The sequence below is a fragment of the Streptomyces sp. NPDC002958 genome (genome assembly GCF_055563255.1).
This window is the reverse complement of record NZ_JBVHDS010000010.1, coordinates 100941-114453: the sequence shown is the minus strand read 5'-3', so window position 1 is coordinate 114453 and position 13513 is coordinate 100941. Positions and strand designations below refer to the sequence as shown.

Here is a 13513-nt window from a genome sequence, read left to right as displayed (position 1 = left end):
CCGCCCGGATGAGGGAACCGGACGATCGTATGAAGATCACGGACGATACGCTGCCCACTCAACTCGGCCGTGCCCGGGCGGCGATGGCAGCAGGACGATTTTGGGGGCGGGAAGAACCATGATGGGACCGGCACACTCTCTGTCAGGGGCGGCGGCCTGGCTGGGGGTGGGCGCGGCGGCGGCGGCCGCCGGCCACGCGATGCCGTGGCCCGTCCTGGTCGTCGGTGCGCTGATCACCGCCGGAGCAGCGCTGGCCCCGGACCTCGACCACAAGTCCGCGACCATCTCGCGCGCCTTCGGGCCTGTCTCCCGGGGACTCTGCGAGATCGTCGACAAGCTCTCGCACGCTGTGTACAAGGCGACCCGGGGTTCCGGGGACCCGCGCAGGAACGGCGGCCACCGGACCCTGACGCACACCTGGCTGTGGGCGGTCCTGATCGGCGCCGGGGCCTCCGCCGCGGCGATCACCGGCGGCCGGTGGGCGGTCCTCGCGATCCTCTTCGTCCACATGGTGCTCGCAGTCGAAGGACTGCTGTGGCGGGCCGCCAGGATGTCCAGTGACGTCCTGGTGTGGCTGCTCGGCGCGACCAGCGCCTGGATCCTGGCCGGCGTCCTGGACCAGCCGGGGAACGGCTCGGACTGGCTGTTCAGCGCCCCCGGCCAGGAGTACCTGTGGCTCGGGCTGCCGATTGTGCTCGGCGCCCTCGTCCACGACATCGGCGACGCGCTGACCGTTTCCGGCTGCCCGATCCTGTGGCCGATCCCGCTGGGCCGCAAGCGCTGGTACCCGATCGGGCCGCCGAAGGCCATGCGGTTCCGGGCCGGCAGCTGGGTGGAGCTGAAGGTGCTGATGCCGGCCTTCATGGTGCTCGGGGGCGTGAGCGGGGCGGCGGCGCTGAACTTCATCTGACCGCCGGATTCCGACCGGCGGAACGCTCAGGCCGACTCGCGCGGCACCAGCCGGTGTGCCGGCACGATCTCCTTGGCCGTTCCCGGACCGTCCCCGTCGAGCCGGTCGCGATCGACGTGTACACCGTCGACCAGCCCCGCGTACCGGCACTCACCGCCCGCGGCTTCCTCACCGACTTCGGATGATGTCCTCATCGCCGGGCCCAAGGACATCCCGCAGGTGCCGAGCGTCGCCCATCCCCGGGGCGGCGAAGGACAAGGCTCCTCAGCCGTGCCAGGACCGCCACAGCGCCGCATAGGCACCGTCCGCCGCCACCAACTCGTCATGGCTGCCCAGTTCACAGATCCGGCCGCTCTCGACCACCGCGATCACATCCGCGTCGTGTGCGGTGTGCAGCCGGTGGGCGATCGCCACGACCGTACGGCCGTCCAGCACCCGGGCCAGCGAACGCTCCAGGTGCCGGGCGGCCCGCGGGTCCAACAGTGATGTCGCCTCGTCCAGCACCAGTGTGTGCGGATCGGCCAGGACCAGCCGGGCCAGTGCGATCTGCTGGGCCTGAGCAGGTGTCAGTGCCAAGCCGCCGGAGCCGACTTCGGAGTCCAGCCCGTTCTCCAGGGCCTTTGCCCAGCTGTCCGCGTCGACCGCCGCGAGCGACGCCCACAGCTCGGCGTCCTCGGCGCCGGTACGGGCCAGCAGGAGGTTGTCGCGCAGCGAGCCGACGAACACATGGTGCTCCTGGTTGACCAGCGCCACATGCGTACGTACGTGCTCCGCCTTCATCCGTGACAACTCCGCGCCACCGAGCGTGACTTCACCCGTGCGCGGGGCATAGATCCCGGCCAGCAGCCGGCCCAGCGTGGACTTGCCGGCACCGGACGGGCCGACCAGCGCGAGGCGCGTCCCCGGTGCGATGTCCAACGACACCTGGTGCAGGACGTCGAGCCCGGCGCGGTAACCGAAGCGCACCTCGTCGGCCCGTACGTCCCGGCCGTCCGGGACGACCTCCGCATCGCCCGCGTCCGGTTCGATGTCCCGTACGCCGACCAGCCGGGCCAGGGACACCTGTGCGACCTGCAACTCGTCGTACCAACGCAGGATCAGGCCGATCGGGTCGACCATCATCTGCGCCAGCAGCGCACCCGTCGTCAGCTGTCCCACGGACAGCCAGCCCTCGATGACGAACCAGCCGCCGAGCATCAGCACCGCGCCGAGAATCGTCACGTAGGTGACGTTGATGACGGGGAAGAGCACGGAACGCAGGAAGAGTGTGTACCGCTCCCACGCAGTCCATTGCCGGATGCGTGTGTCCGACAGCGCCACCCGGCGCGCACCCAGACGGTGCGCCTCGACGGTCCGCCCGGCGTCCACGGTCTCCGCGAGCATTGCCGCGACCGCGGCGTATCCCGCGGCCTCCGAACGGTAAGCGGACGGTGCCCGCTTGAAGTACCAGCGGCAGCCGAGGGTCAGGACCGGCAGGGCGATCAGCACCGACAGCGCCAGTGGCGGAGCCGTCATGGTGAGCGCAGTCAGAAGCAGCCCTGCCCACACGACACCGATCGCCAGCTGAGGCACTGCCTCGCGCATCGCATTGGCCAGCCGGTCGATGTCCGTGGTGATCCTGGAGAGCAGATCACCGGTCCCGGCCCGCTCCAGCACACCCGGTGGCAGCCCGACCGACCGTACGAGGAAGTCCTCGCGCAGATCGGCCAGCATCTCCTCACCGAGCATCGCGCTGCGCAGGCGCATCATCCGGGTGAACACGGTCTGCACGATCAGCGCGAGCGCGAACACCCCGGCGGTGCGCTCCAGATGCAGGTCGGTGACGCCGTCGGAGAGGTCCTCGACCAGCCCGCCCAGCAGATACGGGCCGACGATCGAGGCGATCACCGCGATGGCGTTGAACGAGATGAGCACGGTGAACGGCCTGCGGTGGCGCCGCAGCAGTTCCCGTACATAGCTCCGTACGGTGGTGGGGGTGCCGACCGGCAGGGTCGTCACCGACTCCGGCGCGGCCGGGTCGTACGCCGGTTCTGCGACGCCGATCATGCCCGTTCCTCGATTTCCTCGATCGTCCTGACCGCGCCCTGAGAGGTGAGGGCCGCGATCTCGTCGTCCGTCTCGCGTGTCACGACCGCCCGGTAGCGGGGGTCCGTGTGCAGGAGTTCACGGTGCGCGCCGACCGCGACGACAGCGCCCCGGTGCACCAGCACCACCCGGTCGGCGAGGTCGAGCAGCAGCGGTGACGAGGCGAACGCCACGGTGGTACGGCCCTTGCGCAGGGCCTTGATTCCGGCGGCGACCCGGGCCTCCGTGTGCGAGTCGACGGCGGAGGTCGGCTCGTCGAGAACCAACGCCTCCGGGTCGGTCACCAAGGAGCGGGCCAGTGCGAGCCGCTGGCGCTGGCCGCCCGAGAGCGACCGGCCGCGTTCGGTGATGCGAGTCGTCATCGGGTCGCCGTCCGTGGCGACGGACGCCTGCGCCAATGAGTCCAGCACATCACCGCATTCGGCGGCGGACAGTGCGTCCTCGGCGGTCACCCGGCCGGACGACGGAACATCGAGCAGTTCGCGCAGCGTGCCGGAGAGCAGTACCGGGTCCTTGTCCTGGACCAGTACGGCGGTCCGCGCCACATCCAGCGGGAGTTCGTCCAGCGGTACGCCACCGAGCACGACGGACGGGGTCTCACGCTCCGTCGATGCGTCGTGCGTGCAGTCCTCCGCCCCGTCCTCCGCCGCGTGCGCCCCGTTCTCCGCCGCGTCTCCATCCGCGCCCGCGCTCGCCCGGGAGCCCGCGTCCACGTGCGCGTGTCCGCCGAGCCGGTCGGCCAGCCGGCCCGCCTCGTCCGGATCGCCGCAGACCACCGCGGTGAACAGCCCGGCCGGGGCCATCAGCCCGGTGACCGGGTCGTACAGATCGCCGGTCGGTGTGGCGTCAACGGTCGACGACTGGGTCGTGCGGCGCAGCGAGAGCACCCGGACCGCACGCTGGGCGGACGGCCGCGAGAAGGAGTACGCCATCGCGATCTCCTCGAAGTGACGCAAAGGGAACAGCATCAGCGTCGCCGCGCTGTACACCGTGACCAGCTGACCGACCTCGATCCGGCCGTCACGGGCCAGGGTTGCCCCGTACACGACCAGCGAGATGAGCAGCACGCCCGGGAGCAGCACCTGGATCGCCGAGATCAGCGACCACATCTGCGCGCTGCGCACCGCGGCCTTGCGGACCTCCTGCGACGCGCGCCGGTAGCGGCCCAGGAACAGCTCTTCGCCGCCGATTCCGCGCAGTACCCGCAGCCCGGCCACGGTGTCCGAGGCCAGTTCGGTGGCCTTGCCCGCCTTTTCGCGCTGGAGGTCGGCGCGCCGGGTGGCCCGGGGGAGCAGCGGCAGCACGGCCAGGGCCAGCAGCGGCATGGAGAGCGCCACCAGGGCGCCCAGTGACGGCAGATAGAGGATGAGCCCCACGCAGATCAGTACGAGGGCGGCAGCTGCCGCCGCGAAGCGGGAGAGCGCCTCGACGAACCAGCCGATCTTCTCGACGTCGCCCGTGGACACCGCGACGACCTCGCCCGCGGCGACCCGCCGGGTCAGCGCCGAGCCGAGCTCCGCGGTCTTACGGGCCAGCAGTTGCTGAACGCGCGCGGCGGCGGTGATCCAGTTGGTGATGGCGGTCCGGTGGAGCATGGTGTCGCCCAGCGCGATCAGCACACCCAGCACCGCGATCAGGCCGCCCGCCCACGCGAGCCGGCTGCCCGAATGGTCCACGACCGCCTGCACGGCGAAGCCGACGGCAGCCGGCAGACCGGCGATGGAGCACTGGTGCAACAGCCCCCAGGACATGGACTTGAGCTGGCCGCGGAGCTGGTTGCGGCCGAGCCAGAGCAGGAAGCGTGGGCCTGACCTGACATCGGGTTCGCCAGGATCCGAGTACGGAAGATCGCGAATCTGCATGACGTCCCATGGTTCGGTGTGCCGGTTTGTTCGGTGAATGACTCAAACCGTGCAAGGTTCACCCCGCAAGGCCCGTCGGAGCAATCGATTTTCTCGACGAACGGTACTTATCGCGCCATGGTCGCGATGCGGGCGGGCGGGGAGGCCCTGCGGGGACCGGCCCGGTCGAACCGGGCCGGTCCCCGCAACCCGTGGTGTCGGCCGGTCAGGCCTTTTCCGGATTCTCCGAGTCCATCCCGGAGCGGGCCTTCTTCCACTCACCGCGCGTGAAGTCAGGTATCTGCTGCGGTGCGCCCTTCGCCTTGATGGACAGATGGCTCAGCGGTACGGGTGACGTCCATGTGGCCGCGTCGTACACATCGAAGTCGGGGACGAGGCCGAGCCGCATGCACTGCATCAGCCGGAACACCAGCATGTAGTCCATACCGCCGTGACCGCCGGGCGGGTTGGCGTGTTCCTTCCACAGCCAGTGGTCCCACTGGGTGTACTTCGAGAAGTCGCCCCAGCTGTCGTTGGTGTGGTCGGGCTCGATATAGATGCGGGCTGGGTAGTCCTCGAAGACACCCTTCGTACCGCCGAGGCTGTTGATCCGCGAGTACGGATGCGGAGTGGACACATCGTGCTCCAGCCGGATGACCCGTCCCTTGGCGGTCTGGACGAGACTGATCGTCCGGTCGCTCTCGATATAGGTCTCCTTCCAGCTCGGATCACCGGCCGGCATGTTTTTCTCGCGGTACTCGGCGAGCCCCAGAGACGGGGAACCCATGCTGGTGATGCTCACGGCACGGTCGCCGCGATTGATGTCCATGTAGTTGGCGACCGGACCGAAGCCGTGGTTGGGGTAGAGATCGCCGCGCAATCTGGTGTGCCACAGTCGGCGCCAGGGACCTTCGTAGTACCCGGGATCGAACATCAGACCACGCAGATCGTGGTTGTACGCGCCCGCGCCGTGCAGCAGATCACCGAACAGACCGGCATGCGCCATGCGCAGCACCCGCATCTCGTTCCGCCCGTAGCAGCAGTTCTCCAGCTGCATGCAGTGGCGTCTGGTGCGCTCGGAGAGGTCGACCAACTCCCAGAGCTGGTCGAGCTGGAGGGCGATCGGACACTCCACCCCGACATGCTTGCCGTTCAGCATGGCGGTCTTCGCCATCTCGAAGTGGAAGTCCCAGGGCGTCGCCACATAGACGAAGTCGATGTCCCCGCGCTTGCAGAGATTCTCGTAGTCGTCCTCGCCGTTGGTGTAGACGGCGGGCGCCGGCTGACCGGCGGCCGTCACCCTGGCAGCCGCCCGCTCGGCCTTGGCCTTCACCGGGTCACAGACTGCGACGACCTGAACGCCGCTGACGGCGAGGAAGAGATCGATCATGCCGCCACCACGGTTGCCGAGGCCGACGATGCCGACCCGGACGGTGGAGCGCCGGTCGAACGGCACCCCCACCATGGTGCGTCCCCGGCGTTTCGGAACGGCCGCCTGATCCGTGACAGCGGCCTCCCGGCTCCGGGCGGGGGCGGCGGCTGCGGTGCCGCTGCCGAGGCCGCCGAGCCCGAGCCCGGCGCCGGCCACTCCAGCGGTCGTCCACAGGACCGAGCGGCGGCTCATCGATCCTTCGTCGCCGTCCTGCGTACCGTCGTTCTGCTGTGCTGCGTCGTTCATCGATCCTCCAGAAGGGGGGTCTGACGTGCGCGGCTGATGAATGAACTTCGGTAAGGACCTTGGTCGTCGGAACTGCTGATGCGCAAGGGCAGTGATTGGACTCCTGTTCCGAAACCATGGACTTTCGTGCCCATGCAAAAGCCGGGCGGGCCCGGAAACCGAGCCCGCCCGGCGATTGAGGACATCGTCAGGACCGGCAGGTGCGTCAGGTCCGTCCTACGGCCGAGGACGAACTCGGCCGCAGGACGGCCCGGTCATCAGCGCACGACTGCCCCCGGCCGTGTGGCTCGCTCCAATTCCATCAACACCGAGTAGTACGAGCGGCCCGTGGCCCGGTCCATACCGATCTCGCACATCCGGTTGGCCGAGAGATACGCGTCGTACTCCCGCGCATTCACCTCGGCGGCCTCCTTCGCCGTCGCGGAGGCCGTCAACTCCTTGTGCAGCATGCCGCGGTCGCCCGCGAAGGCGCAGCACCCGGCGTCGTCAGGGATCACGACCTCCTCCGCGCAGGCTTCCGCGACCGTGCGCAGCTGCTCCACATCGCCCAGATGCTCCATGGAACACGTCGGATGCAGAACCGCGGAACCGGTCTTGCGCAGCACTGTCAGCTCGGGAAGCAGCTCGTCGGCCGCCCAGACCAGGGAGTCGACAATGGTCAGTTCGCGGTGCAACTCCCGGTTGTCGTCGGTGAGATACGGCACCACCTCATGGGCGATGCCCAGCGTGCACGACGAGGCGTCGACGACCAGCGGCAGCTTTCCGCCGGCCGTCCAGCCCCAGGCCGCTTCCACGATGCGATTGGCCATCACGGCATTGCCCTCGTCGTACCCCTTGGAGTGCCAGATGGTCGCGCAGCAGGTCCCCGCGACATCGTCAGGGATCCATACCGGCTTTCCGGCGCGGGCGGAGACGGCGACGACGGCCTGCGGCAGCGACGGGCCGCGATGGCCTTCGGGACCGCCGAAGATACGGTTCACACAGGCCGGGTAGTAGACGGCGCTCGCCCCGACACGGGAGGTACGGGGCAGCTTCCGGGCGGCGGCGCCGGGGATCTCGGGCAGCCACTCGGGCACCAGATCGGGCCGCACGGCCTTGCGGGCGAGAGCGGTGATGGTCTCCAGCGGCCCGTCGCCGATCCGGTCACCGATCCGGTCGGCCGCGGCGATCGCGAGCCGTGCAGCCGCCTCCACGGCCTTGAAGTTCTTCGCGGTGCGCGCCGCGATCCGCTCCTCGCGCGGCGAGTGCCGCTGGTGGCGGAAGTCCTTCATCATGGCGCCGGTGTCGATGCCGACCGGGCACGCGAGCTTGCAGGTCGAGTCGCCCGCGCAGGTGTCGACGGCGTCGTAGCCGTACGCGTCGAGCAGCTGTGCCTCCACCGGTGAACCGCCCGGCTGCCGCATCATCTCCCGGCGCAGCACGATCCGTTGGCGCGGCGAGGTGGTCAGGTCATGGCTGGGGCAGGTGGGCTCGCAGAAGCCGCACTCGATGCAGGGGTCGGCGATCGACTCGACCTCGGGAATGGTCTTCAGCCCGCGCAGATGGGCCTTCGGGTCGCGGTCGAGGACGATCCGGGGCGCCAGGACCCCGTCGGGGTCGATGATCTGCTTCGTGCGCCACATCAGCTCCGTTGCCTTCGGGCCCCACTCCAGCTCCAGGAAGGGGGCGATGTTACGGCCGGTGGCGTGCTCCGCCTTCAAGGAGCCGTCGAAGCGCTCCACCGTCAGCCGGCAGAAGTCGTCCATGAACGCGGCGTAGCGGTCGACGTCGGACGGCTTCGCCGCGTCGAAGGCGAGCAGGAAGTGCAGATTGCCGTGCGCCGCATGGCCGGCGACCGCGGCGTCGAAGCCGTGCTCCGCCTGAAGTCCGAGCAGTGCCTCGCAGGCATCGGCCAGCCGGGAGGGCGGCACTGCGAAGTCCTCCGTGATCAGTGTCGTACCCGAAGGCCGGGAGCCGCCGACCGCGGTGACGAACGCCTTGCGGGCCTTCCAGTAGCCCGAGATGACCTTGGCGTCGCGGGTGAACTCATTGGTCACCGAGGCCACGGGCGCGACCAGGTCGAGCCCCTCGACGACGGTCGCCGCCGCCCGCTCGTACGCCTCCTGGCCCGCCTCGTCCGGAGCCCGGAACTCCACCAGCAGCGCCGTGGTCTCCTTGGGCAGCTCGGCCCAGTCCGCGGGTACGCCCTGGACGCTCACCGACGCGCGCAGCGTGTTGCCGTCCATCAACTCGACGGCGATCGCCCCCGCCTCGTTGAAGCGCGGCACGGCGGCCGCCGCCGCGGTCAGGGAGGGGAAGAACAGCAGGGCGGTGGAGACGAGGCGGTCCAGCGGCAGTGTGTCGAACACCACCTCGGAGATGAAGCCGAAGGTGCCCTCGGAGCCGACCATCAGACCGCGCAGGATCTGCACGGGGGTCGAGCCGTCGAGGAAGGCGTCGAGCCGGTAGCCGTTGGTGTTCTTGATCTCGTACTTGGCGCGGATCCGGGCGGTGAGCTCGGCATCCGCCTCGATCTCGGCCTTGAGTGCCAGCAGTCCCTCGCACAACCGGGGCTCGGCACGGGCCAGGTCTTCGTCCGCCGCAGGGTCGCCGGTGTCGACGACCGTGCCGCTCGGCAGTACGAAAGTGAGGGAGGAGACGGTGCGGTACGAATTGCGGGTCGTTCCCGCGGTCATCCCGGAGGCGTTGTTGGCGACGACTCCGCCGATCGTGCAGGCGATGGCGCTGGCCGGGTCGGGCCCCAGCAGCCGGCCGTGCCGGGCGAGGGTGGCGTTGGCCCGCAGGATCGTCGTCCCCGGCCGGATACGGGCCCGAGCGCCGCCGTCCAGGACCTCTATGCCCGCCCAGTGGTGGCGTACGTCGACAAGGATGTCCTCACCCTGGGCCTGACCGTTGAGGCTGGTGCCGGCCGCGCGGAAGACGACCTCGCGGCCCTTGCCGTGTGCGTACGACAGGATGGCCGAGATGTCGTCGATGTCCTCCGGGACCACGACGACCTGGGGGACGAACCGGTAGGGGCTGGCGTCGGAGGCGTACTTCACCAGGTCGGAGACCTTGCACAGCACCTTCTCCGGCCCCAGCAGGGAGATCAGCTCGCCGCGCAGCGGTTCGGGCGTTCCCGGAGCCTGCTGGTCGGGGACCCGGTCCGGGGACGGTGTACGCACCGCACCGGGGCGGAGTGCTTCCGGCTTCGGCTCCAGCAGTGGCATGTCGAGCTCTTTTCGGCGGTTGGTCTGTACGGCGACGGCGCAGGCGCAGCACCCATCGGGTGTACGTGTGCTCGTACATGTCTAACAGGGACGCTCCGGCATTCCGTAGACCAGGGCGGACAACAGCCCGCCGAGCAGCTCGCGCTGTTCGGCGGTCAACGGAGCCAGGATCTCCTCTGCCGCGTCCCGGCGCGCGTCGCGCAGTGACCGGAGGGTGGCGAGGCCCTCCTCGGTGATCTCGATACGGACCACCCGGCGGCTGTCCGGGTCGGGGACGCGACGCACCCGGCCGCTCGCCTCCAGACCGTCGACGAGACTGGTCACGGCGCGCGGGACGACGTCCAGGTGCTGCGCGAGGTCCGCCATCCGGGGCGGACCGTCGTAGTGCGCGACGGTGCGCAGCAGCCGGGACTGTGCGGGAGTGATGCCGATCGGCTCCAGCTGGCGGCTTTGAATCCGCTGGAGCCTGCGGGTCACCCGCAGCAATTGCTCGGCGAGCACGCCATCGGCGTCGGAGGAGTCCATGGGGGAACCGTATCAGGACCTTGTGCAGTGTGAGCATAGGTAACAATGAGCTATGCTCTCAAAAGTTGGCGTCACCGGTCCGAATCTCCGGTGCGAGTCACTGCTCCCTGGCCCGAGTCGCCGGTCCGAGCGCCTGGTCCGAGTCACCACTCTGAATCCCGCTGTCGCGCGCCCGACGAAGGAGCCCATGAAACCCGACGAAATCACCTGGACACCCCCGCCCCGGGACAGGAGTCGCCCGCCCGCCGAGCTGCGCCGCATCCTGCGTCTCTTCCATCCCTACCGAGGACGGCTCGCCCTGGTCGGGCTACTCGTCGGCGCCTCGTCGCTGGTGTCGGTCGCCTCGCCGTTCCTGCTGCGCGAGATCCTGGACACCGCGATCCCTCAGGGGCGTACGGGACTGTTGTCGCTGCTCGCCCTCGGCATGATCCTCACCGCCGTGATGAACAGCATCTTCGGCGTGCTGCAGACCCTCATCTCCACCACGGTGGGCCAGCGCGTCATGCACGATCTGCGCACCGCGGTCTATGCCCAGCTGCAGCGGATGCCGCTCGCCTTCTTCACCAGGACCCGCACCGGCGAGGTGCAGTCCCGCATCGCCAATGACATCGGTGGCATGCAGGCGACCGTCACCTCCACGGCGACATCACTGGTCTCCAATCTCACCGCGGTCGTCGCCACAGTCGTCGCCATGCTGGCACTCGACTGGCGGCTCACCCTGGTCTCGCTCCTGCTGCTGCCGGTCTTCGTCTGGATCAGCCGCCGGGTCGGCCGTGAGCGCAAGAAGATCACCACCCGGCGTCAGAAGCAGATGGCCGCCATGGCAGCCACGGTCACCGAGTCGCTGTCCGTCAGCGGCATCCTCCTGGGGCGGACGATGGGCCGGGCGGACTCCCTCGCCAAGGGCTTTGCCGAGGAGTCCGAGAAGCTGGTCGACCTCGAAGTGCGCTCCAGCATGGCCGGGCGGTGGCGGATGTCGACGATCGGCATCGTGATGGCCGCCATGCCTGCCGTCATCTACTGGGCAGCGGGCTTCGCCCTCCAGTCCGGCGGCCCCGCCGTCTCCATCGGCACGCTCGTCGCCTTCGTCTCGCTCCAGCAGGGCCTCTTCCGCCCCGCCGTGAGCCTGCTCTCCACGGGGGTGCAGATGCAGACGTCCCTCGCACTCTTCCAGCGCATCTTCGAGTACCTCGACCTCGATGTGGACATCACCGAGCCCGAGAACCCCGTCCGGTTGGAGGAGATCCGCGGCGAGATCCGCTTCGAGGACGTCGACTTCAGTTACGACGAGAAGAACGGCCCGACCCTCAGCGGCATCGATGTGACCGTGCCGGCCGGCGGCAGCCTGGCGGTTGTCGGGCCCACCGGGTCCGGCAAGTCCACGCTCAGCTATCTGGTGCCCAGGCTCTACGACGTCACCGGCGGCCGAGTCACGCTCGACGGTGTCGATGTACGCGATCTGGACTTCGATACCCTGGCGCGGGCCGTGGGCGTGGTCTCCCAGGAGACGTACCTCTTCCATGCCTCGGTCGCCGACAATCTGCGCTTCGCCAAGCCGGATGCGACCGACGCCGAAATCGAGGCGGCTGCGCGTGCGGCGCAGATCCACGACCACATCGCCTCATTGCCCGACGGGTACGACACCCTGGTCGGAGAGCGCGGCTACCGCTTCTCGGGCGGAGAGAAGCAGCGCCTTGCCATCGCCCGTACGATCCTGCGCGACCCGCCCGTCCTGGTGCTCGACGAGGCGACGAGCGCCCTCGATACCCGTACGGAATTCGCCGTGCAGGAAGCGATCGACGCGCTCTCCGCGGGGCGCACCACCATCACCATCGCGCACCGGCTCTCCACCGTCCGCGACGCCGACCAGATCGTCGTCCTCGACGGCGGCCGAACCGCGGAGCGGGGCAGCCATGACGAACTCCTCCAACGGGACGGCCGCTACGCCGCACTGGTCCGTCGGGACACCCAACTGGCCCCCGAGGCAAGCTGATCGGCGAGGTCGGGCCCGGTGCCCGCGTCGAGGCCGTACACGCGGCGACGCCGCCGCTCCCGTGGGACGGAGAGCGACGGCGCCGGGCGGAGCAATGGTCAGACGAGCCAACCCACGAAGTGGACGATGCCGGCGAGCAGGTTGGTGATGAGGTTCATTCGGTGTTTCTCCTTGTGCATGGTGCATCTGTGGGACTGCGCAGTCGCGGTCTGCAGCCCGTCGCTTGCGCCCCGTAATCATCATCTGTCGCAGGGAAGTTGAGCAACGAAAAGCGAAACGATCACGCGTTCGAGCGAACGTCCGATCCCCTGTTCGTGTGTTCTGTTCGTGGGCGTGTGGGACCGTGTTGCCCGGGATGGGATTCCAGAGGCGGGATAGCGTGTTCGCATGGTGAACGAGTCTCCGGACAGCCCGCCCCGTCGCACGCACCGCTCGACCCGGCGCGGCCGCTTCGTGCTGCTCATCGGCATCGTCCTCGCCCTGGTCGTGGCAGCAGCCGTCCTCGTACCGCTGCTCACCCGGGGGCCGGAGGTCGAGCGGGCGCGCTCACTGGTGATCCCCGAAGGATGGCGGGCGTCCCAGGTGTACGCCGCGGTCGACAAGACGCTGGCCGTCGCATCCGGCACCACTGAGAAGGCCGCGGGTGCGGCAGATCTGCCGCTCCCGGCCGAGGCGAAGGGCAATCCCGAGGGCTACCTCTTCCCGGCGACGTACCCCGTCACCTCGGACACCACCCCGGAGAGCCTGCTCAGGTACATGGTCGACACGGCGATCGAGCGATTCGGCGCGGACCACATCACCGCGGGCGCGCAGCGCAACGGCGTCTCGGTGTACCAGACGGTGACGATCGCAAGCATCGTGCAGGCCGAAGCGGACACCGAGCGCGACATGGGCAAGGTCGCCAGGGTCATCTACAACCGGCTCGACCAGGGCATGCCGCTCCAGATGGACTCCACACTCAATTACGCGCTGAATCGCAGCACCCTGGACATCACCACCGGCGACACGAAGATCGACAGCCCGTACAACAGCTATGAGCGCAAGGGCCTGCCGCCCACACCCATCGGGAACCCGGGGGAGCAGGCGATGACAGCGGCTATCACCCCCACGCCCGGACCATGGCTGTACTTCGTCACGGTTGCGCCGGGGGACACCCGCTTCACCAGCAGCTATGAGGAGCATCAGAGGAATGTGGAGGAGTTCAACCGCAACCGCCGCAGCGCGTCCGGCGGCTGAGCACCCCCGTTGTCACGCCGGGGTGGGCGCGCGGCT

General features: G+C 69.2%; 9 protein-coding genes. 3 read left to right on the top strand and 6 right to left on the bottom strand.

Annotated elements, in window-relative coordinates:
* The first annotated feature begins 118 nt into the window (after positions 1-118).
* Positions 119-910 carry a metal-dependent hydrolase gene (locus ACZ3IC_RS19585; protein WP_467417731.1) on the top strand — a complete coding sequence of 264 codons (792 nt, stop codon included), beginning with the start codon at positions 119-121 and terminating at the stop codon, positions 908-910.
* A gap of 26 nt (positions 911-936) precedes the next feature.
* Here the strand turns inward: ACZ3IC_RS19585 and ACZ3IC_RS19580 are convergent, their stop codons facing one another.
* The 6 genes from ACZ3IC_RS19580 to ACZ3IC_RS19555 all read right to left on the bottom strand — a co-directional run bounded on the left by ACZ3IC_RS19580 (position 937) and on the right by ACZ3IC_RS19555 (position 10248).
* Positions 937-1104, bottom strand: coding sequence for a hypothetical protein (locus ACZ3IC_RS19580; protein WP_467417729.1), 168 nt, complete (start codon positions 1102-1104; stop codon positions 937-939).
* Between the two features lie 70 nt (positions 1105-1174).
* Positions 1175-2956: an ABC transporter ATP-binding protein gene (locus tag ACZ3IC_RS19575; RefSeq protein ID WP_467417727.1), complete on the bottom strand. Its 1782-nt coding sequence runs from the start codon at positions 2954-2956 to the stop codon at positions 1175-1177.
* Positions 2953-4857 carry an ABC transporter transmembrane domain-containing protein gene (locus ACZ3IC_RS19570; protein WP_467417725.1) on the bottom strand — a complete coding sequence of 635 codons (1905 nt, stop codon included), beginning with the start codon at positions 4855-4857 and terminating at the stop codon, positions 2953-2955. Before ACZ3IC_RS19570 ends, ACZ3IC_RS19575 begins: the two co-directional genes overlap by 4 nt.
* A 205-nt stretch (positions 4858-5062) precedes the next feature.
* Positions 5063-6514 carry a Gfo/Idh/MocA family protein gene (locus ACZ3IC_RS19565; protein WP_467417723.1) on the bottom strand — a complete coding sequence of 484 codons (1452 nt, stop codon included), beginning with the start codon at positions 6512-6514 and terminating at the stop codon, positions 5063-5065.
* Between the two features lie 257 nt (positions 6515-6771).
* Positions 6772-9723: an FAD-binding and (Fe-S)-binding domain-containing protein gene (locus tag ACZ3IC_RS19560; protein WP_467417722.1), complete on the bottom strand. Its 2952-nt coding sequence runs from the start codon at positions 9721-9723 to the stop codon at positions 6772-6774.
* Between the two features lie 81 nt (positions 9724-9804).
* A complete protein-coding gene (locus ACZ3IC_RS19555) occupies positions 9805-10248 on the bottom strand; it encodes a MarR family winged helix-turn-helix transcriptional regulator (protein WP_467417720.1) in 444 nt (147 codons plus the stop codon).
* Between the two features lie 187 nt (positions 10249-10435).
* On the opposite strand from ACZ3IC_RS19555, the gene ACZ3IC_RS19550 reads away from it, so the two are divergent.
* Both ACZ3IC_RS19550 and mltG read left to right on the top strand, forming a co-directional pair.
* Positions 10436-12241, top strand: a complete 1806-nt coding sequence (locus ACZ3IC_RS19550) for an ABC transporter ATP-binding protein (RefSeq protein ID WP_467417718.1) — start codon at positions 10436-10438, stop codon at positions 12239-12241.
* Between the two features lie 387 nt (positions 12242-12628).
* Positions 12629-13477, top strand: a complete 849-nt coding sequence (mltG, locus tag ACZ3IC_RS19545) for an endolytic transglycosylase MltG (protein ID WP_467417716.1) — start codon at positions 12629-12631, stop codon at positions 13475-13477.
* Positions 13478-13513: the final 36 nt, after the last annotated feature.